General features: G+C 51.1%; 16 protein-coding genes. 2 read left to right on the top strand and 14 right to left on the bottom strand.

All coding sequences use genetic code 11. The features are described 5' to 3' along the window. Nucleotides 1–27: 27 nt before the first annotated feature. Nucleotides 28–2652: a hypothetical protein gene (locus CA13_RS23725; protein WP_146400915.1), complete on the bottom strand. Its 2625-nt coding sequence runs from the start codon at nt 2650–2652 to the stop codon at nt 28–30. Between the two features lie 614 nt (nt 2653–3266). Here CA13_RS23725 and CA13_RS23720 point away from each other — a divergent pair. Beyond that, nucleotides 3267–4220 (top strand): aldose epimerase family protein, encoded by a 954-nt coding sequence (locus CA13_RS23720; protein ID WP_146400913.1) that lies wholly within the window; start codon nt 3267–3269, stop codon nt 4218–4220. Nucleotides 4221–4276: 56 nt separating this feature from the next. Here the strand turns inward: CA13_RS23720 and CA13_RS23715 are convergent, their stop codons facing one another. The 11 genes from CA13_RS23715 to CA13_RS23665 form a co-directional block, all read right to left on the bottom strand. After that, on the bottom strand, nt 4277–5806 hold the full coding sequence (locus tag CA13_RS23715; RefSeq protein ID WP_419194737.1) for a GntP family permease: 1530 nt from the start codon (nt 5804–5806) through the stop codon (nt 4277–4279). A 203-nt stretch (nt 5807–6009) separates the two neighbouring features. Then, a complete protein-coding gene (locus CA13_RS23710; RefSeq protein ID WP_146400911.1) occupies nt 6010–6870 on the bottom strand; it encodes a LamG domain-containing protein in 861 nt (286 codons plus the stop codon). A 239-nt stretch (nt 6871–7109) separates the two neighbouring features. Beyond that, nucleotides 7110–8498, bottom strand: coding sequence for a sulfatase family protein (locus CA13_RS23705; RefSeq protein ID WP_146400909.1), 1389 nt, complete (start codon nt 8496–8498; stop codon nt 7110–7112). Nucleotides 8499–8663: 165 nt separating this feature from the next. Next, nucleotides 8664–9803: a hypothetical protein gene (locus tag CA13_RS23700; RefSeq protein WP_146403854.1), complete on the bottom strand. Its 1140-nt coding sequence runs from the start codon at nt 9801–9803 to the stop codon at nt 8664–8666. Between the two features lie 85 nt (nt 9804–9888). Next, complete coding sequence (locus CA13_RS23695; protein ID WP_146400907.1) at nt 9889–10368, bottom strand: DUF1569 domain-containing protein; 480 nt, start codon at nt 10366–10368, stop codon at nt 9889–9891. Between the two features lie 425 nt (nt 10369–10793). After that, nucleotides 10794–12269, bottom strand: a complete 1476-nt coding sequence (locus CA13_RS23690; RefSeq protein ID WP_146400905.1) for a Gfo/Idh/MocA family protein — start codon at nt 12267–12269, stop codon at nt 10794–10796. An 88-nt stretch (nt 12270–12357) separates the two neighbouring features. Further along, on the bottom strand, nt 12358–12750 hold the full coding sequence (locus tag CA13_RS23685; protein WP_419194736.1) for a VOC family protein: 393 nt from the start codon (nt 12748–12750) through the stop codon (nt 12358–12360). Nucleotides 12751–12983: 233 nt separating this feature from the next. Beyond that, a complete protein-coding gene (locus CA13_RS23680; RefSeq protein WP_146400901.1) occupies nt 12984–14213 on the bottom strand; it encodes a leucine-rich repeat domain-containing protein in 1230 nt (409 codons plus the stop codon). Between the two features lie 10 nt (nt 14214–14223). After that, nucleotides 14224–15489 (bottom strand): Gfo/Idh/MocA family protein, encoded by a 1266-nt coding sequence (locus CA13_RS23675; RefSeq protein ID WP_146400899.1) that lies wholly within the window; start codon nt 15487–15489, stop codon nt 14224–14226. 110 nt (nt 15490–15599) lie between these two features. Continuing rightward, nucleotides 15600–16463, bottom strand: coding sequence for a sugar phosphate isomerase/epimerase family protein (locus tag CA13_RS23670; RefSeq protein ID WP_146400897.1), 864 nt, complete (start codon nt 16461–16463; stop codon nt 15600–15602). A gap of 63 nt (nt 16464–16526) precedes the next feature. Beyond that, nucleotides 16527–18212, bottom strand: coding sequence for a DUF6807 family protein (locus CA13_RS23665; protein WP_146400895.1), 1686 nt, complete (start codon nt 18210–18212; stop codon nt 16527–16529). A 191-nt stretch (nt 18213–18403) separates the two neighbouring features. Here CA13_RS23665 and CA13_RS23660 point away from each other — a divergent pair, with 191 nt between their 5' ends. After that, on the top strand, nt 18404–19423 hold the full coding sequence (locus CA13_RS23660) for an AraC family transcriptional regulator (RefSeq protein ID WP_146400893.1): 1020 nt from the start codon (nt 18404–18406) through the stop codon (nt 19421–19423). A gap of 476 nt (nt 19424–19899) precedes the next feature. On the opposite strand, the gene CA13_RS23655 is transcribed toward CA13_RS23660, so the two are convergent. Beyond that, nucleotides 19900–21768 (bottom strand): hypothetical protein, encoded by a 1869-nt coding sequence (locus tag CA13_RS23655; protein WP_146400892.1) that lies wholly within the window; start codon nt 21766–21768, stop codon nt 19900–19902. Nucleotides 21769–21886: 118 nt separating this feature from the next. Next, nucleotides 21887–23338 (bottom strand): decarboxylating NADP(+)-dependent phosphogluconate dehydrogenase, encoded by a 1452-nt coding sequence (gene gnd, locus CA13_RS23650; protein WP_146400890.1) that lies wholly within the window; start codon nt 23336–23338, stop codon nt 21887–21889. Nucleotides 23339–23654: the final 316 nt, after the last annotated feature.

The following is a 23654-nucleotide window of genomic DNA, read 5'->3' as shown; positions in this document are numbered from 1 at the left end:
ATCATTTTCCTGTTGAATCGCTTTTGATTACTTCTGAATGAATTTTGAAATGTAGGCACGATCAACGTCACAGAACGTCTCGATCGGAACACGAAAAATGCGACCGTCTTTTCGACGGATCACGGCAATATTGGCCTCGACCGAAACCAGTATAGCCTCTATCACTCGACCCGATTTGTCTTTCCATGAACGCATCGTTGGAGACGCGGACGCCAAAGTGCCTCGATAATGACCGGTCCCTCTTGTCGACAAATAGTAGACATCGGGCTTGAAAAGATCGATCGCCACGTCATTGATTTGATCCGATTGTCCGTTGCCAATGTTGATCTTGACCCATGTCTTGCCACCATCCTCGGAGAGGTAAGCACCGGGATTGATATGTTTGATCGAGACTCCTGGCAAACAAGCAACAAGAATGATGTTTGGATCATAGGCAGCGGTCTTTATTTTGCCTGTCCATGGCATGTGGAAAATCTTTATCCAGTCATTTTTGACTGGATGTTTCTGTTTCGTATAGAACACACCGCCGTCATCCACCGATGCATTCTTGTGCCCACACGAAATATAGAACCTTTGATCTTTGGAAAAATGAATATCAACGACGCTCGTGATGCCTTGGGGAAGTTTCATCCGAGTCCAATGCTCCGCTCGATCCGTACTCTTAAAGAGACCACCGTTCTTTCCGTAAACCGCGGCATAGAGAGTGTCACTATTTTGGGGGTCCATTCGAAAATTTGCCACATCCAAAGTCGCGGGCAGCCCTTGGTTTGCGTCTTTCCAAGTCAAACCTCCATCGGACGATTTGTGCATGCCGAATCCCGTAAGCGTGTCTCCTACGAAACATAGCGTGTTGGAAGAACGAGGAACATTGAAGTACATATTCTCAGGATGGACCGGATCGATCGTCAGGTTCTGCTGATGCACCGACTGGTCACCGCCTTTTCGCACTGGCCAAGGCGTTGGAACAGGCGTTCCGATCGGCGAAAACGTCTTCCCACCGTCGATCGACCTGAGCAATTCACCACGATTGGCTTGGCGGAATTGCAAAGTATAGACCGTATTCACATCACGAGGATGCAATGCAACCGAACTGCACGAATACTCGGCTGGCCCCAAACGCATTCTCTGGGCCGCTTGCACACCCTTGAGGATCGCATCGCCACCAGGCCGAGTGACCCAATAATCATTCTCGCCTGTGCAAAAGAAAACCGATTCTGGAAGACGTTCATCCTGATAAAAATTCTGTCCAGGCATGTTGCTGTTCCCACCGGAAACCCAAATGTCGCTCTCGGGTGAGGTTTCAACTTCGTCGATCTCTTCCCACGTATCGCCACCATCTTTCGAAATCATCAACAGCTTTGCCATCTGACAAGCGATCACGGAACCATCGGCGTTGAAGGCAAGTGCTACTCCTGCCTTTTTGAAATAGGAACCCTCTTCCTTCCAATGGGATTGCGCAGCCCAAGTCACGTTATGCGAGGTTGGGTTGCCTCGCCCTTTCCAATAGGCTTTATGAACGCCCTCCCATGCAGTGCCGTTACGAAAAGTGACGAACCACTTTTTTCCTCCATCGTCGCTGCGCCAAATGATGCCACCTTGGAAGGTATGCTGCTCCTTCCCTTTGTAGTCGTTCATCACAAAAACTTTGTTGGGATCATTCGGATCCACGCGCACTCGCACCACGCGATGAAGCAGATTGGTTGCCTTCTCGGGATAAGAGGCAATCGCTTGCTTTTCGCTGACACCGAACCACCTCGCAATTGCCCAGTCATAGTAGGTCTTGCGAAACGAATAGTCGCTACATAGAACATCAACATTCACTGCCATGTTTCCGTTGATCTTGGCCCAACTCTCTCCACCATCGACACTCTTAAACACCCCACCCCCATCGTTAACAACCTTGAGGCCATCGGCCTTCCATTTAACGAGATCGATAGCATAAAGCGCTATATCGCCGGTCCTTTTGTCGTGATGCATATCCAATGAACGGATAATGTCGTGATCAAAGCCAACTCCATCCTTACGTGTCCACGTCGATCCGCCATCCAGACTTTTATAAAATCCGTAGGTTGTGGCAGCAAACAGCGTCGAAGGTGTTTCCGGGTTGACGATGATCTTCGTAATGTGTGCTTCGCTCTGAAGTCCTTTCGGAGTGATGTCAGTCCATGAATCACCTTTGTCGGTTGATTTCCAGATACGTGCTTGATGAGGTTGCTTGTTTCTTCTGTAACCATGCGGTTTCGCGAGACTGAAACCAAAATCATTGACGTTGTATACGGCACCGGATCCGACATACCAAATATGATCGTTGGTCGGATCAACCGATACGTCGCCTAGCCGATAGCCTTCCCATACCGACGCGGCTGAAGTCATCTTGGTCCAAGTCCTGCCGCGATCGGTTGTCTTCCACAAGGCCGAATCATCCTCAACGGTACAAAAACCGAAATCTGGATTCTGATGAGAAAAATCCGGTGCTTCAATTTCGATCGGGCCTCGGTTCTTTTCCTTTGCACCACTCGCGTCCCAATCGAGTATCGTCTCGTAGGTTTGCCCCTGGTCGCCCGAACGATAGGCGGCCTTCATATTTGGCCCAAGGAACAAAACATTGGGATCGGTAGGATGCCAATCCACGTGGTAGTTGTTCCCCGACATCCCTGGTCCCATTTGTCTCCAAACAATCGACCGATCCGACTCTTCCCGGGTTTTCCGAAGCTTCTCGAAATACGGTGGCACATCATCCGCAGAACTGATGATTGGGACCGAGGCGAACGCCAAAAACAAGCTAAAAAGCAATACGAGGCAACCCGTACACGGCACCGGTGCAACGTAAGGGCATAATCGATCGAACCTGCTAGAAACTGACAGAATAGACACAGAAAAACAATTCATTGAGCAATGGACGATGAGGGATTTGATTCGAGAAGCGAAACGCGATCGGCACATTGTTCGCCGCTCACGATCGATTTTTCCAGCACACTAAAGTGCATGGCGCAAAGCTCCGATCACCAGCGTATCTCGCGAAGTGTACAGAATTCGAAATGGCAGTGGGTAACGAACGGTAACAACCTCTTGGTTTGGATGAAGGATCATCAAAGGAATCGCCTGTAGCTTCCAAAATTGGACGTTTTTGTTTTCAGAAATTCTCGAGCAGTGCTGAAATTGGCTCCGGAAAAAACAATAGAATGAAATCAAATACCGTAAACATGCAATAGCAGGACACGACACAGCGTCTGCACAACAACTTGGTTTTCAGTGAGGGTAGCACAATGAAATTGACCCTGATTTTCGCAACATTTTTTTCGATGCTGACCATTCCTGCGTTCGCGCATGAGACCAACGACATCACGATCGAAAATGAGGCACTTCGAGTTCGCATTAACTCCACAGGTGCCGAATTAACGAGTTTGGTAGCGAAGAATACGGGTCGTGAGTATCTCTGGCATGGTGATCCGAAATTCTGGAGCGACCGTGCACCGCTGATGTTTCCTGTCAACGTACGCTTCAAAGGGGACCGCTACTCGTATCAAGACAACCATTATGTGATCCCTAAGATGGGGTTAGCAATTTACCGGCTGTTTGAAACAGTGCCCTCCCCAAACGCCAACGAAGCGACATTTAGGCTCATTGCAAATAAAGACACCCTCCGGCAATACCCCTTTCCATTCGAGTTGCGGGTTACCTACCGCCTTGAAGACACACAATTGATCAGCGAGTTCAAAGTTGCGAACCATGGCAACGAAGTAATGCCATTCGCACTTGGAGGCCATCCAGGATTCGCTTTTCCCATCTCGGCAAAGTATCAACGGGAGGACTTTGAATATTGGTTCTCCAAAAAAATCTCAACGGACCGCAACGAGATCGTTGAAAGCCTAATCCAACCGAAGGTAATCCCGTTCATGAAGGATGAATCGACACTCAGTTTCGGGGACAACCGCGTTCCGGACGGCGGAATCTTGCTAACAAATACTGTGGCGCGAACGATCGGCTTAGCCCAAAAGGGTGAGAGTCCTTTCGTCACCGTCGACTTGGGAGATTTCCCCAATGTCAACCTTTGGTCGCCACCGGGATTTCCGTTCGCCTGCATTGAACCAATGATCGGGCATCACGATTCCCAAGACAGCCCTGAGACGATCGAAGACAAAGACTACTTAATTCGATTGGAACCTGGCGAATCGAGAACATACCGGTTTACGATCACCGTTCACCCCTTAATCAAGTGACCCCTTAATCAAGTGACCCCTTAATCAAGTGACCCCTTAATCAAGTGACCCCTTAATCAAGTGACCCCGAAAAGATGCAGCAAGAACGCCCCCATTAACCCACCGAGACTCATGCAAACCGACTGAACAGAGTAGGTTCGATACAGGACGTCCGGCGGGATGTTATGTAACCGACTGAGTAGCCAAAAGAAGCTGGAGTTTGCATGGATAATACAAAGGCTGCCAGCCCCGATCAGCGCCACGGCAAACTCTGGCGAAAGCCCTAACGACGGCAGCATCGACGCAACGACCGATGAACTCGTCACCATCGACACTGTCAACGATCCAGTGGCGGTTGTTAAAGTTGCGGCGAGCAAAAACGGAAACAGAATCGATGGCAAGTGCGATTGTACAAACATTGCTGCAATATCGTCACCAACGCCGGTGGCCTTAATCACGCCACCGAAACCTCCGCCTGCTGCGGTGATCATCAAAACAACCGCCGAACTCTCGATCGACTTTTCCACCAGCCCGCTAAGCTTGGCAAGCCGCGTGCCACGACGCAGCAAAAACATGCCCACCAGTATCCCGCAAAGTAATGCAACAACCGGCATGCTCAAAAATTGAACAATCGCTGCCAAGCCATCTTCTTGCTCGTTACTCAACAATGCTCCAACCGCAATCAAAACCAATGGTAACAGGATCGGGGCAATGGCAGAAAAGAACGAAGGGCTGGCTTCGCTTTCACATTGATCCTCGGTCGTAGATTGATGCAGCTTGTCGCGTAGCGCATCGTCTTCGGGCAATCGAACATTGCGACAATAGAGCGTTGCCCATAGAAGCCCGCCCAAAACGGCAAACGCGGCGACAACGACATTGATCATAATGACACGACCAATATCGGCGTCCAGGATTGCAGCGGTCGCTAAAGGACCTGGCGTTGGTGGCAATAGTGCATGGCTAGCCGTCAAGCCTGCTGCCAACGAAAGCCCGACCACCAAGACATTTCGACGACTCTTCACAGCAAGCACTTCGACGATCGGTCTTAGCATGATATAGGCAATATCGACAAATGCGGGGATGGAAACAACATACCCCGTAAGGCCCATTGCCAGCGGCAAACGTTTGGTGCCGACAAAATCCAAGATCGTGTGGGCAATTTTAAGCGTACCGCCAGATTGGCTAAGAAGTTCTCCGATCAAAGCACCAAGCACGATCACCACACCGATCCACTTCATCGTGCCAGCGAATCCACTCAAGAATGATTCAACCGTTTCCATCGGAGCCAACCCCGATACCGGCCCAAGCAATAGACTGCTGATCAGCAGGGCCAGAAACGGATGAATCTTCCATCGCGTAATCGCAACCAAAAGCATAACGAGCACGGCAACGAGAGTGAAAACCCTTGTGATTGCCTTAAAAAGGGCTGCCGAATCTGATTTCTCGTCCACCGGGTTCCCGATTGCAAGTTCATCAGCAACTTCAACCGCAGCACCAGACGAGATAGCGTTGGCGCTGATCACCGTACGGCCAGAGGAATCGTCTGATGCCAACGCCACAGTGCCACACAGCATCAATGCGACGAGCCCAAGTGCAATGTATTTCATCTATGTGTCGCTTTCCATTCGATCTCGTCGGACATTACAACAATGTCCATGCCTTAGCCTCATCATCGCTTCCTTCCATTGTGCATTGAATACACGTTGACCGTCCTTGGAACCGTGACGGCTTGTGAATTGTGACGACTGTTGAACCACGGATGAAAGAGTCGTCACCGCCCAACAAAACCGCACTGACAGGCAACCAGCACCTACTCGAGCTTCCAGGTCCTGACCCACTCGTACTGCGTCGTCCGCTGTTCCCGCGTGCCACTTTCCACCAGCCCGCCATCATCGGGGAGTGGATTCCAACTGTAGGTCTCGATCGCCATCTGGATAAAGGCTGGCACATCCCACTCGACGCTAGGATGAATGGAATAGGCGTACTTCCCATCCAAATAGAACCGAATTTCCTCTGGCGATTTCCACCATGCCCCATACACATAGAAGCGTTCCGAGTTCTTTGTCTCGGTTCTTTTCTGACCTTGCAGTTGGACCTTTTTGGGATTGTATTGATTCGTTCGATGGATGGCGTTGGAATGAAAGATTTGGTCCCAGTTCTTCCCCCACTTTTCAGTCTTGTCCGAGGTCCTGCCAACGCACTCCTGAATATCCAACTCAAGCCTCTTCTTCGTATTGCCTTTTGTCATCAGCCAAAACGTCGACGACATCTCCGTCTGGTTCGCTTTCATTTTGCATTCAAAATACCATCCCACATGCCCTGGATGCAGTGAGCGAACGATAGCCCCTTGATGCGTGAACGTGTTACCTTTAATTACAACCGGAATATCAAGCTTGCCAACGGTGACGCTCATCTTCCCGTCTTCTAGGACGACGTTACTCGCCTTGAATAATGCCGGCGGTCGCCCAACCCAAACCCATCCGTTTCCAACCGGTTCACTCTGCCATTTTGATGCGTCCAATGATGTACCGTCAAACTCATCCGACAGATCCCCGACTGGCTTCCAAACCTTACCCGCAGGTTTTGGATCTTGACCAGCCACGAAAAACGGTTCCGCATACGCCACGGTTGAACAGACAAGAAACAACAGCGCTGAGATAACCGTTTTCATAATGCCAAGCCTTCTAGGGAAAAACAGCTGCAACAAAAAAACCGTCCGCAGTATTAACAATCGTTCACTGACTGAAAAGATCCCTGCTACAGCCCGAAAGTATCTCCAAGCATCTTTCCTGCATTCGCTTACCAGAACAAAAGCCATGATTCGTGGCCTTATCACATGATTGAAAATCATGTGATAAGGATCGTTTCGAGAAAGCACAAAATTGAGTTCGACGACAAAGGAACGTTTTGCTATTCCGTTCTTAGCTTTTGCCATTCGGGATAGACCGGCCGGTCTTTCGTTGTTCGCCCCGCGTTTTTGTCCGTTGGTGCTGGGGGCGCTGCGTCAAGCAAATTCTTTAGCTTGCGGTGCGCATCAATGCGTCGCTCACCCGCCAGCTCACTTGAGAGATTTCTTTGCTCTTTCAGATCACCCGCGGGTTCATAGAATCGCCCGTCACGGTAAAGTTTATACTGGGCCGTCCGCGCAAATTGGCCAGGGGACTTATTCCAATAAGGTTGGTAATGGCAAAGCACCCAATCGCGAGGGTTGCCGACTTCACCACGAAGCTGCGGAAAGAAACTGTGACCGTCAACGGGATCGGATCCACCAAGTTTGATGCCAGCGGCATCGGCGAGAGTTGGATAAAGATCTGTAAAATCAACGAGATCGCTAAGTACTTTTCCATTGGGTGTGTGTCCTTTCCAATATGCAACCAAAGGAACATGCGTGCCCATGTCCTTCATTCCGCCTTTTCCTCCCTTGATCGAGAGTCCGTTCCAACGCGACGTGATCGAAGTATTCGTCCCGTTATCGGCAGTGAATAGAATCAAAGTGTTTTCCGCTATTCCCAACTCCTCGGTTTTGGCGACGACCCGCCCAATGATCTTATCCATATAGTTGACCATGGCTTGAAAATTAGCCTTGCTGTTCTTGCCCGACTTATTCGCTGCTTGTGTACGCGGAGCGTGTCCGATCGTGTCTGGTGTTGAAACAAATGGGTTATGAACAAGCACCATGGGATAGTAAGCAAAAAACGGTTGGTCCTTATTTCGCTGCATGAAGTCGCAGATGAAATCGCAGAAAATATCCGGGCCATATTTGCCGTCATTCTCTTGCGCAGAAACGAAACGGCCGTTGTGTTCGAGTGGTGGACTCCAGAATCGTTCGCTTGTTTTGTCCTTTGGCTTGGTTAGCTGCCAAAGACAATACTCTTCGAATCCAGCTTTGTAGGGACGAGAATTGTCGTCATGTCCGGGCAGGCTGTTGTAGAGTCCGTTCAATTGCCATTTTCCGGCTACCGCAGTTTTGTATCCCGCTTCCTGCAGCAAATTTCCGAAGGTTTTCTCATTCGGATTTAGGTAACCGAAATGAGTGTAGTTGCGAAAGTTGTACTTTCCCGTCATCAACATCACTCGCGACGGCGTGCAGATCGGTGTCGAGTAGCAATGCTCGAAGCGAATCCCTTTTTCCGCCAACTCATCAATACACGGTGTCTGGTAATCCTCTGCACCATAACAACCAAACGCTTCCCAACTGACATCGTCTGCCATGATCAGCACAATGTTCGGCTTCACAGGACCTGCGGCGAAACCTGACAATTGCACGAGAAAAACCGCGACGACAGATAGGTATTTCATACAGTTAGCCTTTCAAAATTTGTCCACGCGAGCGAACTTGAATCACTAGTATCGCAGAAGTGACCGCCGAGTCTACACTCGACACAGGCCAGTCCGCGTGTTTCGAGTTCGCCGAGTATGGAACCTAGAAATTTGACAACAAACGTCGCGAAGGCAGTATCCTGATTACTGCAACTCAAAACAATCGGAACCGAATGCTTTGCCATTGATTTGCAAGGTCAAGTGATGTGTGCCTGGATAAAGCGTGTAGGTGGTCGCATTGGCTCGCAAGACGTGTCGCTTGACCACGTTCGTCGATTGCCCCTTTGACAAGCGGATCTGCTTGAGTTTGTGTACTTTTGGCGAAAGCTTCCCGTTGGCTTTCACGAAGTCGATCACGAAATCAACCATCAGAGCCTCGTCACGCATCGCTGTCACTGTGAAGGAAAACTCGATCGCGTCACCAGGCTTCAGCCGAGATCGCTTGACCGAAAATTTGCTAACCTCAATTTTTGGATTCGATCGAAATCCGAGAAACTTGAGTGCTTGTGAGTTCCCCTGTTTGACTAGCGTTCGCAAGGCGTTTTTGCTCATCCAGTCAAGTTCCGTTGCGTTTTGCTTGTTCTGATTCTTCCATCGTTCCAGAGTACTCATTACCACTTTGGGATGCGACTTCGCAACGTCGTTCAAATGATTGGAAACGGAACGCGTAACGAAACGCGTTGAGTCAGCGTGCAGTGTGTCGAGCAGCGGAATTGCCACCGTGGGCTCAATCGTCAAACGCTTGGACCAGGGCAATAGCGGGCGTGTTCCTTCGCTCACTAAGCGACGTACGTGATAGTGCCGATCAGTCGACCATTTTTGCAGTTCATTCATTGTCTCGGCAGTGTGCGTGTTGATGAATGCGCGAATGGCATCTTCCATCGAAACCCGCTGCGTCAAGATCTTCAACGTTTTCAGCGACAACTTAAGATGTTCTTTTGCCAACCCGTTCCGCACAACAAACTCACCAAGCGGCATGAAGATGAAGTCGCCAAAGTCATCGTCCGTGTTGGTTGGATCCAATGGTGGCGGAAGGGCATCTGCAATCTGTTTTGCAGCGACTCGGTAATCGGGCGAGAGGTGGTCTTCCAATATGGACGCGATATGGACGATCCGCTCTTTCAATTCGAGCTTGCTAAACCGTTTAACCGTTGCCTGGATAAAACTTGCCTTGTCGAATCCATCATTGGCTGCGTGGAATAGCCCCGCGAGATAATGGACTCGTTCACTGTTGAACAGTTGGTCCTTGAGACTGAACCCCGTCCCGGACTTTTTGCTAGCCATACGATGAGAAGAGTCCTCTTTTAAATCGACCGAAAAAACGCTTGATCGCATCGCGATTCACCATTCGGTTCTCATGAAGCAGCGTTCACGGCGTCTTGGGTGTCAAGAATTTCAAATGGTGCGAACAGTGAGCCAACTGTAATTGCAGAGCTTCATCATGCGTCAGCGGACCATACAGGGGTGACGGATGAACCGGTCCTGCAAAAACCTTGAACCGGTTGATTGTATCGGTCAATTGACTTACCGCCTCGGCGTCGGTTGATCGATCGGTATCGTAAACCGTTCCAGGCATCGTGGGCAGTCGATCCCTGAATCCTTTCTTGAGAACACTGTCTAATTGCCGCCGTCCCATCGTCACCTTCATCAACCATAAAACAAACCGAATCGGTAGTGGCGATTTAGGATAGCCATCGATCGAGAATCGCATCCAGTCATTAAGGTGACCGCAGATTGCAGACAAATCCCAATTCCCAGTTTTCGTATAGCCCTGCGCAAGCAATTGGTCCAGTTTCAGAACCACTTGATCAAGATTCTCAAATTTGATCGATCGGCGTTCTGCAGTCATCGTCCTAGCCACTCTCACAAAGACACTTGAATGGACATCATTATCCAGCACAACTGAAACATGATGAATTCACCTTGCATGATCAACCAATGACCCTGTTGCGAATTGCAGTCACTAACATACTTGATGCCAGAACCAAAGCCAATCGCCATCGAACATCATATTGGATTGAGTCTTTGCTCGCCGAATCTGCCGCATTGCGAGGCGATACTAACAACGACTCTTACGAGACAAGTCCAAAACAGAAAACCACGGATTGTGTCCCTGCTGGTACTGACACGCCTTCTCGTTGACAGCATCTTCATCATTGAAGTCGGATCATCGTAGGCCGGGGCAGGTCCCGACCTAAATCTCTATCAGCTCTGCTGAACAAACTCGCTAAAATCCTGAATTTCAATAGAGCAAATCGTGGAGTTGGCCAACGATTAGGCTTCCAACTCAAACCCGGCGCGACGTTTCCGCGTCATTAGTGCATTCGCTTGGTCGTCGCTACCGAAGTTTTGGGACTTGCTGTCCCAATTCAGTTCACGTCCTAACATCAAGGTAATGTTGCACATATGAAGTGAATTCATCGAGTTGACATGGCTTTCAACATCGGACATTGGCTCCGAGCGATCCTCGATACAACTAAAGAAGTTGCCCATGTGAGAGGTGACATCTTTACCCTTGTTCAGAGTCTTGAATGCTTCTGCGAACTCGGTTCGAGTCGCATCGTCAACACGATCAAAACACTCTTTGAAATTGTCGGATGATTTTCCGTCTGCATCGCGTTTCTTTTCCAGGTTGTCGCCAAAAATTTCGCTAACCGCAGTCCCCTGCAACTTTGAGCGGTTGACAAAGATTCGCCCTTTATCTCCCTCGAAAAGAATCCCATTTCCGAATGCGGTGGTTCCCGATTCGTACCGATTGTTCACACTGATTTTTTGCCCGCCTTCAAATTCCAGATTGATGTTGAATTTGGTCGCAGCGTTATACCCATTGGGCAAACTGATTTCGCCATCAAGGAACTGTTTCCAATTGAATTCATCGGGAACAATCGGAGTGAGTGTTCCAGTTCCGGAAACGGTTTTAATGCTGGTGTGATCCAGCCCCAACGCCCACTGCGCGATGTCGACGTGATGGGCTCCCCAATCAGTCATCTTTCCACCAGAGTATTCTTGATACCAGCGGAAGAAGCGACGACGCTCCATTGAATAATCTTTTTTGGGTGTTGGTCCTAGCCAAAGATCCCAATCGAGCCCCTCGGGCACGTCAGTCGTTTCAAACGGGCCTCCACTTGGCGCACTATCGATGCCGCAATGGGCGACCACATTTTCGCCGAGTCGACCACTTTGCACGATCGCGACGGCGTACATGAATAGATTCCAACTTCGCTGCATCGTGCCAACCTGGAACACACGGCCCGATTTCTCGACCGCTTTGCGAATCAACTCACCTTCCTCGATCGTCAACGTCAACGGTTTCTCACAGTACACGTCACAACCATGGTCGAGTGCATGTAACGCGATCGGAACGTGCCAATGGTCAGGCGTTCCGATGGTTACGACATCCGGTTTCTCACTTTCAAACAGTTTGCGGTAATCTTGATACGTGTTAAGTTTTCCATCGTAGGCCGCGTTAAACTCATCGTTGTGCACATCATCGACATCGCAAACCGCGATCATCTGACCATGATGTGCGGCATTGTTTGCAATAGCACGCCCTTGGTTGTAGCGACCACGACTTCCGCCAACACCAATTGCGGCAATCGTTGGCTTGCCGTTCGCGTCAGCAGCGCGAGCACAACTGCTGCTCATGAAATAGGGGACGGCAACTCCGGCACCGGCGACAGCAGTTGATGCTTTGAGGAAGCTTCGGCGAGAGGCGGATGTCTTTTTTGAAAATCTATCGATATTCGTCATTTTCACGTATCCTTGGAACAATAGAAACGAAGGAGATTTAGTGTAGCCTAGGCTACGTTATCGTCCAGTTAAAAGGGGTGTAATTAAGTCAAACCATGGGTATCGAACGGTAGCACAGCTGAATCGCTAAGCCCCAAGGGTCGCGTAGCATTGCAAGTTCATCTCCATTGTCCGACCGCTTCGGACCTGAAACTAAAAGCGATCCGGCAGCGACCAGACGTTCAATCGTCGCAGGAAGATTGTCGCACACGAAAGCAATATGAAAGACTAACGGATCCATCGCTGCATAGTTGGGAATTTCAATCGCCGGCTTACTGTAGAACTCGATCATCACGTCATCTGACTCATCGGCCACAAAACGAATGGGATAACCGTTGTCGGCAGCACGTTTCACTGTAAACCCCAACTGCTCTGCGTACCAAACGGCAACGGCAGCCGCATCTTCAACCTGGAGGGCAAAATGTTCGATCTTCATCTTCATGATTCTCCTGATAACTTTCGGATTCAGTTTATCATCTCCGTGCGTGATAATCGATAGCTAACATCCAGCGAAGATTCTGCAACGGACGCATTAGAGCTAGGATCATGCGCGGTTCCCATCGATGCCCCCTCTTTAGCCGTTGGGCTTTTCGCTTTGCCAATGAATCGACTGTTTGTGATTGATCATTCTGCTATTCGTTCGGATGTCAGGTTCACAATTCGTGATCCTTCGCCTTAGAACGCATTTTCCCCAGTGATCAGTTTTTCAATCGACGCTGAGTTTCGCAGCGGCTGGAGCATCGCATCGTCAAGTCCGCAATCACTGACGTTCAGTGTTTTCAAACGCGGAAGCTTTGCGATTTCAGCAATGGCATCTTCAGTTAGAAAACTCTGTGCAATCTCTAATCGCTCAAGCTCCTTACACTTGCTAATTGTCTCAAAAGCAGTGTCGTCCAAGAAAGTCAGATTCAGGGACAATAGCGTTAGCTGATCAAGGGTCGGCAGCGATGCCAAGAATTTGCCGGTTACCGGAACGTCAGTGATTGTCAGACGGCGCAGATTTGGGAACTTTTCAAGTTGCACCAATGCTTCGTCGTCAATGTTGGGGCAACGCTCAACCGTGAATGCTTCGATTCGTCGTGCGAGCGTTGATTCCTCAGTCAGCGACCGCAATGCATCAGCTCCGATTGCCGAATCTGCGATCGCTAATATTTTCAACGTGGGAATCGAAGTGATTGCTCTGATCGCTTCGTCATTGATGAGTTGCCCACCAAGTTTTAGTTCCTTGATACTTAGTGAATCAACCAGTGGCGCGAGAGATTCCGCAGTAACATGATGGCACAATCGAATATCCAATGACGCTAGGTCACGGAGCTTCGCGGCTTCATGGAGCGTCGAGTGACCAATCGCCAGCTCCAGTAACGTCAGATGAGTCAGCGTCAGCGATTGAATCGCTGACGCGATGCCCGAATCCGTTAACGAAGGCGAATTGCGAATCGTCAACCGTCGTAGTTGTGGAAGCTCAACGGCAAATTTCAACAATAGCTCATCATCGAGTTTCGCATCGTTTAAGGTCAAGTCAGTTAACGACTTCATCTCGCCAAGTCGTGCCAGGGAATCGACTGGAATTCCACCGGCGCGAATACGAAGTTTTTTAACGCCTCGGCATTCCAACGCCGCATGGAACGCTTCGGCACTGGCCGAACCACGGCCTACGGCCAAGTCAATTTCGACTGGCACTCCATCCGCATCGCACGTCAACTTGCCGGCCGAGGATTCGATGGACTCCCGAATGGCGTCAAGTTGTTCATGCGACAATGTCGTGGTCGCATTCAAGACCGCTGTATCCTCAAGGGTGTCATCACGCTTGTCCTCCGGTGAAGCCGGAGGTGGCGTGGCTGGGCAGCCTGCCAACAAAAGCAGGGGCACGACGGCGAGCGTCATTAACAAACGTGGTTGTCTCATTGCTCTTTCCTTAGCTCAGTGTCCAAGGTGCTCGCATATCGCGGTGTAAATGCTCGCACGCGTCCTGGTCACCGACGATCGTTTCTTTTTTTGGATCCCAAGTGATTTTGCGACCGGTTCGGACTGCGATATTACAGAGGTGCGAAATCACATCCGAACGAGCGGCATCGTTGATCGGAGCAACCGTTGATTCACGTTTCAACACCGAATCGACAAAGTCTGCCATGTGACGTCGGCTGACTTTCAGTTTCGCATCCGCTGGATCGATTTTTGTCTCCAGCCAAGATTTGTCGCTGGCATCCACGCCACCGCGACGCACCGAAATCCACCCCTCGTCCCCGTAGAAGGTTGTCAGGTCCCCTCCCGTGGTGAACTCGAAATCGACTTCGCCAAGTTTGCCCTTCATATTCCAATTGATAACGGTGTTGTATAAGCCTTCCGTAGGGATGTCTCCGGTGCCTTCGATTTCAATCATGCCTGATAGATCGGCGTCGGAGCCCCAAATCATCTGATCAAGAGGATGAGCTCCCCAACCGCCAAGATACCCAATCGAGTAGTCGTAATTGTGATAGGTGCCGGGGACTTTACAGCGGTCTACCGTGTACTCTTTCATCGGTGCAGGTCCGATCCACATTGGATAATCAAGATCTTCGGGGATCGCAGCAGGTTCGGTTGAACCACCAGCCGAACCGTTGGGCGCACGAACCGTGATCTTGCGAATGGTTCCCACTTTTCCCTGACGCACTAATTCACAGCCAAGCCAACAGGGTTGCGAAGAACGTTGCTGAGTTCCGTACTGGAAAATTCGCTTGGCACGATTGAATGTGTCGCGGCAAAGAAGCGTTTGCTCGACGGTGAGTCCCAGAGGCTTTTCGACGTAGGCATCTTTACCAGCTGCGGCTGCACGAAGTGCAATCGGAACATGCCAATGATCGGGCGTCGCAACAACGACCGCGTCAATATCATCTCGCGCCAACAGCTCTCGAAAATCCGCATGTGCGGTCGCATCACATAACTTAGCCATTGGCTCGCGACGACTTTGATAACAGTCCGATACACCGACGATTTTCGCCTTTTCCACATGCATCATCTCTCTTAGCAGACCGCGACCTCTGTTGCCAACTCCGATGCAACCCACCGTCAATCGATCGCTGGCCGGTGGGACGGTATCGGTTCCCAATGCGTTGCTGGTAATGGCGTATGGAACCGCGAAGGATGCGGCCGCGGCTACGGAGGTTTTCAAGACGTTACGTCGAGTGAGTTGACTTCGATTCATGAGTTGACTCTCATTTTCAAGGTAGGGTGATGTGGAGGAAGTAGCTTTTTGCTGGTGGTCTGCAGGCCGTTTGTTCTATTTTAGCTGGAAGCAATGTCATCCGCAGCGTGTTAGCTTACGGATGGCACGCAGGATTGACTCCATTGACGGAGCCGCTGGATTGATTCTTGCACGTTGTCGCTACCCGCGACTTCGAGTGTTGTTGGTCCGTCGAATCCGATTTGATTCAGTGCGGTCACGATCGCTTCGATACCGATAATTCCGTCGCCAAGTGGTATCGACCCCATGCCGCAGCCAAATAGCGTACCGCGTTTCGGTTCCCACTCGGCCCCCATATCCTTCCAGTGAACATGTTTAATTCGTGACGTGAATGTCCGAATAAACTCAAGGGGATCACCGCCACCGAGCCATGAGTTTCCGGTATCGAGGTTGATACCAATGACGTCATCGTTGCCTAAAGACTCCAATAGATCACTCATGCCATTAACGGTATCGGTCAATTCACCGTGTGGCTCTAGCAACAAGTCAATTCCCAGTTCTCTTGCCCACCTGATCGGTTCGTCAAGTTTCTCTCGAATAGCAAAGATCCGTTGTTTTCGATCAAGCGAGATACCAAACTCGGTATGCGGTTCCCCTTCCGTCGTGATAACTTGCTTGACTCCAAGCAAACCAGCCAAACGGATGGCCTTGATCAGTTCAAGGGTGCCATAGCGATCCGGCGACGGAGGATCGATTAAGTTCGCGTGAGCACAAACACTGGTGAGTGTCAGATCAAATTCTTCGCACATGCCGCGAATGATACTAGGGTGGGCATCGAGACTCGCCGAGGCCGCAAACCCGTACTCGGTGCCGAGCGTCGCGCCATCATGATTGTCGGTCAAGTCAATGTGCTTGAGTCCCAACTCGTGAACGAGCTGAAATTGTCGTCTCAGTGGTGAGAACGGCTCGATCAAAGCAAAGCATCCAATAATCAATTTAGTGCTCCTGACGTAATGGACGGGAATGGGGAAGGAGAAGGTTTGGGTTGGTGGCATTGCCTATCGGTGCAACGGCTTGGTGTTGTCGCTGTCCTTAACGTATGCGCCATATTCCTCTTGCAATCGCTTCGCATCCCAACGGTTGGGGTGAACGGTCACTCGGTAACGCAGTGTCATGGATTGACCAGCCGGCAACGTGTGCGGTTGGTTGCAAATGACCGCCGGGCTGAAGTAACTCATTGGATTCGCGGCGTAGGTGTACCACGGAGTTGGATGGTTAAGGTTAGACGGATGATCGCAAATGGCGATTCCGACCGATGCATTTTCAAGGATGCCGCTGTAGTCCATCGCAACCGATTTGCCGGGACAACGAACTTTGTCAATTTCAACAGGCCCCTCGGGCGTGACAGCCGAACGCTCGGTCAATCCCTTTGCAAAGCGAACGGACAGACCGGCGTACCCGCCCCAGGGCTTTCCGTCCGCTTGGTGCGGTGGAGGTGTTCGATCAAGCGTCACATCGTTGTCGCCAGCAGTTAAGTGGCACGTCCAATCGAGATGGTACGAACCACTGGGGTCAGGTGCAGAGATTTCCACCGTGCGTTTTCCAGTCATGACCGTTGTGCCCTCCGGGTCGATAAAATCCAAGTTCATCGAGATCGTCGCTGAGAAATCGGGTCGCTTGACGACATCAACGTTCGACCAAGCAGTGCGGCCATCAGGCTTCCCTGTTTCGCGATTCGTTTCCCAGTAGTTAACGCGATTGAGGTACTTCCAACTGAACCAAAGTCCGTGATGCCAGACGTGGTCAGGCGGTTGATCCCAAGTAAGTGTTGGGCCACCAGGCATGGCGATGGGATGGAAATAGGCCTTGTTCTGATCGTTTGCATAATTGAACTGCCACACGACTTGTGCGTTGCTGAACAAGGCGACCGAGTCGTCAAGCTCTTTCCATTCCAATTTCGGATGCTCCGCGGCAGATGCAGCCCCTTGTACATCAACCGTTGCCGCCCAGAGAGTGCCTCGCTGCAGCAATTGCACGAAGTTGTCCTGCTGCATCGATGCGACATTGTGGCCCAACAGTAGAGTGAATGAACGTCCCTCGCCCTGGGGTGCGGCCATCGCGATCGGTTCCCACTGGTCCGTTCCGCCGTGCTCTTTCGCAGAATAGGCCGAGGCCAGTACGGTGACGCCTGGCTGCACGGCCGATCGATGCCACAGTTCATCCCTGAACTTCATCGGCTTCAGGCCTGCTGTCACTGGATGGTTTGCCGTATCGATGCGAACATCAAATTCGTGCATGGGGCCGTGGCCGGTTCCCTTTCCCCATGTCGCCAAGCACATTTTTTGATATTTCTGCCAATCGGGAAACGAGCTGCTGCCGGCGTGAACCACAACATGCCCCTTGCCGTTTCTAACGAAATCGACGTAGGCCTGACGCGTTTCTTCCGGCCACGTCTGAATATTGGCTCCGCTTCCAAACGTGTTCCAATTACTGATCACAACGTCATAGCCCGCGAGATTTTTCGCGTTCAATTGATCAGGACGCTCGGTGATATCCACTCGAATGCGACCTGTCTGCATCAGGATTTGCTGGATCACGGGCGTCGTCTGCGCCCAGTCGTGGTTGTTCTGTCCGCTGATAATCAATGCACGCAGTGGTTCTTTGGCACTTGCGGTCACGCCAGCAGTCAAAAGTAAAATCGCCCCAAAAAAGAGAACGACTCTGTGTAGATTACGGTATGTCATCGATCAAATCCAAAATGCGGCAAATGTTTGATTTAGCCGTTCGATTCCACTTGTGAATTGGCCAAAAAAGTCCCAGCGAACGTCATCTTGTTTCCCGCTGGTACGATCGTTGCTTTATATTTGTACTATCCAAAATGCATCGTGTCGTTCAAAGCCATTCAGTGAAGAATTTCAAACATTAGTCAGTGGTCATGTCGAAATCCGGCCCCATCTACCAAGACCGAGATGCGACGTACACGGCTGACACCTGCGCACCGCTGGTTCGTGCGACCGAGGCGGGAGAGCTTCATTCGGAAGCCTTAGTGAACGGTCACTACTGCGGCCGCAAGATTCCGCGTGGAGCATTGACGGGGATCAAAACCGTTGGTTTTTGGGACGCCCAGCACGATCAGAACTGGGGGCTTGATTGGCATCGCAATGAGGGGATCGAACTGACTCTTTTGGAAAGCGGCCGCGTCGGTTTCAGCGTAGAGGGAGACGATCATCAACTCCGCCCGGGCGATTTGACCGTCACGCGTCCCTGGCAGTCACACCGAGTGGGCTGTCCCAATGTGGGTGCAGGGCGACTTCATTGGTTGATCATTGACGTCGGCGTCCGTCAACCGCACCAAGCATGGCGATGGCCTTCGTGGATCGTGCTTGCCCCGAGTGACCGAGATGAGCTAACGGACATCCTTCGCCACAACGAACGCCCGGTATGGCCATCCGGCGAAGAAATACTCATCTGCTTTCGCAAGATTTCGGCGGCCGTTGAAGCCGATCGAGATGGCAGCAGCACCTCAAGATTGACCGTCCTGATCAACGAGTTGTTACTGCTCACGCTTGAAATGTTGCGCCGCGCCGATGTGTCTTTGGATCGGGAGTTATCGGCCACACGGCGCTCGGTGGAACTTCTTTTGGCAGACCTGCAAGACAATCCACGCCAACTAGCTGAGGACGTGTCGGTTCGCGATTTGGCTCAACTCTGTGGATTAGGTGTGACCCAATTCAACGCTCACTGCAAACGCTTGACCAACATGACGCCTAATCAGTACATAAAACATCTTCGTCTGGGTGCCGCTGCAGCGATGTTGCTCGAGCAACCGACACTCAGTATTACGGACGTAGCGATTCGCTGCGGATTTTCCTCAAGCCAATATTTCGCGACAACGTTCCAAAATCGTTTTGGATGTTCGCCTCGTGTCTATCGGGATTCACATCGATCGAAATAGCCCTGTGGACAATATCGATATTGGCAAATGCGTTGGGGCGATGAATCCGCACCACAACGGAGAACCCACAGAGAACGTTCATTCGCTCAACCTCAATCGCCCCCATTTCAACTCGATCGTTTCCTGCTGGATGCCGTCGGACTATTGTTGGTCGATGCTCCCCCCCAACCCTCGGCGGTGGCGAAGCAACACTTGAAGTTCTCAGCTGAAAGACGTGGTGCAAACCCTAACTTTCCCGCGGGTCCGTCGTACGTGAATCCACGGAGCGCCAACAACACGTTCCAGGCATGCATGGCGAGGCTGGTGTATTCCGCTCCTACAATTTCATTCTCAGGGCTTCGCTTGGCAACTTACCATTAGGCATGGGCTAAGTATGGCATGGGCTAGGCAACGGACGGGGCCGTAGCCCCGAGGGCATCCCCGTTGGCTCCGCGGACTTGGGCTCCATAAAGAAACCTATCCTCCGCAGCGCATTGCTAGAACTCAACCCGAATCGATCTTGGCGTGTTGTTTTCGTGCTTGGCGATTTTTCCATTGTCGTGCAACAATGGCACAATCACGCGAGCCTCTAAGTCGGTTAGAACTTTCGAGCTTTCTTTGCCAATCACTTCGATGGTGTAAACCGAATCATGAAAGACGATCGGCTTATACTCATTGCCCTGGGCTCGTACTGCGTAGACCAATTCTCCGGTGCGTTGATCGGTTACCTTCACGACGGGACTTTCTTCGCCGACAAACTGCAATGATGGCAAGGTCGCCATCGGCTGGCGCGAGTAATTATCGAACTGGGAAATGGTGATTGGCCACCCCGGATACTGTTCCGCCTGGGGGCCTGTAACGTCAATGTTTCGAGGCCAGCATTCGAATGTAATTTTTCGATCCGACTTATTGAATCGGATGATTCCATGCCCAGCACCGTTGTTGTTTTTCGGCGATGGATTCGCATAGGCCTTCATGGTCAACTTGTTGCCAAATCCATCGTAACTGCGTCCCGTATAAGGCAGGGGGCTGTTGGGGTCATGCTCGCCGGGAGCCTCGAGGGGCGCCCACCAACGAGCGTAGTAGTTGACGATCGATGGGACACAAAATGAATAACCAGCGTCTTCCCAAGAGTTGACACCGTGATGAATGACGGTTGCCAAGTGCTGGTCGCCTGCGATATGGACTGCGAACCCACGGCGCATCTCCATCAATGCTTTTTGACGTCCCGTTTGTGGCCAACCGTTGGAGTCCATGTCCGCAAGCAAACGTTGCGTATGACTGCCGCTCAGATGAGCACCACCGCCGAAAATGGTTTGCGAAAGAACGGACTTCATTTCAACACCGTTCCAATCCGCAGCCCATTGCTGAAGAAATTCAAGTTGCCGCTCACCGAGCAATTTCGCTTCCGGAGCGTCGATCGAGTCACGGTCATAGCTTGGATCGTTCACATGGTCAGGACGTGGACCTTGCTGGGGAATCAATCCAGCGGGTCCGGTCTTGAACTTTCGATCTTCGATGATGGCAAAGTCGATACCGCCAACATTTAGGTCGGTATAGTAAACGCCAATTCCCTGCTCAATCGGCGTGGGATCAAAGGGATCAGGCAGGTTACTGCATTGGGCTCGCTGGACTTCATTGACATACTCGGCGGGCTTGATATAGCCACCATCCGCACCGCCATTTAGGTAACTCTTTTTACCAGACTCGCCCCACAAGTTGCCCTGACCAACATCATGGTCATCGGGAATACAAATCGTTGGACGGTCTTTGATGATCTCACCGAATTGGCGACCGAACAGCAACCACGCCGCATAGTGTCGGCTATGGTCGTAGCTTTGATCCCCGGAAAAGAACAGCAAGTCCGGGTCTTGGGCGGAGACATTGCTGACAATGTCGGTGCGAGGACCACGGTCCTTATTCGAGTTACCGGTAAACGCGGCAACCACAATCTCATTTTTATCGATCGGGTCGCGACGAATCGTCCCTTCATAGATGGCGCCACCCGGGTGAGTAACGCGATAAGCATAGTTTTGAGAGGCGTCCCAACCTTCGACACGAAACACAGCTAGAAAATGCTCATCCACCTTTGCTTTGGCGACTTCTTTCCAATCACCATCCGTTTTTGTCTCGAGTGAAACCTCCTGCGCTTCCTCGTCTTTGAGTGGGTACAGATGCGCCGAGAGTTTCAAAACTTCGTCGTGAACAGTGTACATCGCGAAACAAATGACTTGATCGCGAGCAACGTCCGGTATGGTCAACGAGGGTGCTTTACGAGGAATCGTTACTGGCTCTGGTTCACCTTGAGCGATCACCGAGGAGGCGAGACAGAGAGAAATACACAATTGGGCAATGAGCGTTTTCACTGAAAGTGTTCCTTGGATAAGGAAAGTGGAATCGAAGGTATCGACCGGGCGTCGAGTCGTTCGGGCCGGTGGGAACCGGCCCTACACTTGGATCGTCCGTGCTGATATTTGGCGATGATCAAACGATGTAGGAGGAAGATGCAGTATCACCGCCACGGCCAGTCCAATTCGTGTGGAAGAACTCGCCGCGGGGCTTGTCGACTCGCTCGTAATTGTGCGCACCGAAATAGTCACGCTGCGCCTGCAACAGATTGGCGGGCAACCGGCCACAACGGTAGCCGTCATAATAGGCTAGTGCTGCATTGATCGCTGGCATCGGGATTCCCAACTCGATTGCCTTGATCACAACACGGCGCCAAGCGGCTTGGGCATTTTCGACTGCGTCCTGAAAGAACGGGTCCAACAGCAGATTGACGAGCTCGGGATTGGAATCAAAAGCGTCCTTGATCTTGCCGAGGAAGACCGAGCGGATGATGCATCCGCCACGCCACATCAACGCAATGCCGCCGTTGTTAAGATTCCAACCGTGCTCTTTAGCCACCGCACGCATCAACTGATAACCTTGAGCATAGGAGACGATTTTAGAGGCATAAAGCGCCTGCTTAAGGTCATCAACCATCGCAGCTTTGTCGCCGTCAAATGTTGTGCCTGGGCCACTTAAAATCTTCGACGCATCGACACGCTCGTCCTTGAGCGCCGACAAGCAACGCGCGAACACGGCTTCGCCAATAAGCGTCAATGGCTGACCGATATCCAGCGCGGAAATAGCCGTCCACTTGCCCGTTCCCTTTTGACCGGCGGCATCGAGAATCACGTCAATGACTTCTTCACCGTGTTCGGTTTTATAGCCCAGAATATCGCGGGTGATTTCGACTAAGTAGGAGTCGAGTTCGTTCTCGTTCCAATCCTTGAACACCTCGTGCATCTCTTCGTTTGACATGCCAAGACCATCCTTCATCAATTGGTAGGTCTCGCAGATCATCTGCATATCGCCGTACTCGATGCCGTTGTGCACCATCTTCACGAAGTGGCCGGCCCCATCTTCGCCCACCCAGTCACAACAGGGCTCGCCCGCGTCGGTGTGGGCAGAGATTTTCTGGAAGATCGGCTTCACCGATTCCCAGGCTTTCACCGAACCGCCCGGCATGATCGAAGGACCGATCAGAGCCCCCTCTTCGCCGCCGGAAACACCGGTACCGATATAGAGCAACCCTTTGCCTTCGACATACTTCGTGCGGCGAATCGTATCCGGATAGTGACTGTTACCGCCGTCGATGATGATATCGCCGGGCTCGAGATGGGGAATGAGTTTTTCGATAAAGCCGTCGACTGGCTCGCCCGCTTTCACCAGCATCATCACCTTCCGCGGCCGCTCGAGGCTGGCACAGAGCTGCTCAACGCTATGGCAACCGACAAAATTCTTTCCGGCGCCTCGTCCTTCAATAAAGCTATCGACCTTTTCCACAGTACGGTTGAACACCGCCACTGTGAATCCCTTACTCTCCATATTGAGCACAAGGTTTTCGCCCATTACCGCCAAACCGATCAGTCCGATATCCGCTTTTTTCATGATGTTTCCTTGGTCTATTCGAAAGCCTGCAAATAAGTTGAAGTCGCTATCGCCTTAAGATACCCATTTCCGTGGTGAAAGCGGAACTACAGGAAAAACAGATAGTGGTATCAATTTGTAGGAAACGGCCCTACCTTCGTCACCAAAGAAACCCTGACATGCCGTTTCTCGTGCAAATAAGAAAGCACGAAATTGCCAGCACAAACGTCACAACCGTCAAAATAGGCAAGACAGTAAAAACAGCAAAAACAATCCTTATAGCTAGTGTCCGTCCGGAAATTGAATGGCCGCATAAACTGCGATGTTTTTTGAGAAA

Origin of the sequence: Novipirellula herctigrandis (assembly GCA_007859835.1) — a bacterium.
GTDB lineage: Bacteria > Planctomycetota > Planctomycetia > Pirellulales > Pirellulaceae > Novipirellula_A > Novipirellula_A herctigrandis.
Note: the sequence above shows the minus strand (reverse complement) of the source record. Positions and strands in the feature narration are given on the sequence as shown.

Excerpts from the sequence above, each read along its gene's own strand:
- CA13_RS23725 (WP_146400915.1), bottom strand. The coding sequence starts at position 2,652 with ATGTCGGGGAACAACTACCACGTGGATTGGCATCCTACCGATCCCAAT.
- CA13_RS23720 (WP_146400913.1), top strand. The coding sequence starts at position 3,267 with ATGAAATTGACCCTGATTTTCGCAACATTTTTTTCGATGCTGACCATT.
- CA13_RS23715 (WP_419194737.1), bottom strand. The coding sequence starts at position 5,806 with ATGAAATACATTGCACTTGGGCTCGTCGCATTGATGCTGTGTGGCACT.
- CA13_RS23710 (WP_146400911.1), bottom strand. The coding sequence starts at position 6,870 with ATGAAAACGGTTATCTCAGCGCTGTTGTTTCTTGTCTGTTCAACCGTG.
- CA13_RS23705 (WP_146400909.1), bottom strand. The coding sequence starts at position 8,498 with ATGAAATACCTATCTGTCGTCGCGGTTTTTCTCGTGCAATTGTCAGGT.
- CA13_RS23700 (WP_146403854.1), bottom strand. The coding sequence starts at position 9,803 with ATGGCTAGCAAAAAGTCCGGGACGGGGTTCAGTCTCAAGGACCAACTG.
- CA13_RS23695 (WP_146400907.1), bottom strand. The coding sequence starts at position 10,368 with ATGACTGCAGAACGCCGATCGATCAAATTTGAGAATCTTGATCAAGTG.
- CA13_RS23690 (WP_146400905.1), bottom strand. The coding sequence starts at position 12,269 with ATGACGAATATCGATAGATTTTCAAAAAAGACATCCGCCTCTCGCCGA.
- CA13_RS23685 (WP_419194736.1), bottom strand. The coding sequence starts at position 12,750 with ATGAAGATGAAGATCGAACATTTTGCCCTCCAGGTTGAAGATGCGGCT.
- CA13_RS23680 (WP_146400901.1), bottom strand. The coding sequence starts at position 14,213 with ATGAGACAACCACGTTTGTTAATGACGCTCGCCGTCGTGCCCCTGCTT.
- CA13_RS23675 (WP_146400899.1), bottom strand. The coding sequence starts at position 15,489 with ATGAATCGAAGTCAACTCACTCGACGTAACGTCTTGAAAACCTCCGTA.
- CA13_RS23665 (WP_146400895.1), bottom strand. The coding sequence starts at position 18,212 with ATGACATACCGTAATCTACACAGAGTCGTTCTCTTTTTTGGGGCGATT.
- CA13_RS23660 (WP_146400893.1), top strand. The coding sequence starts at position 18,404 with ATGTCGAAATCCGGCCCCATCTACCAAGACCGAGATGCGACGTACACG.
- gnd (WP_146400890.1), bottom strand. The coding sequence starts at position 23,338 with ATGAAAAAAGCGGATATCGGACTGATCGGTTTGGCGGTAATGGGCGAA.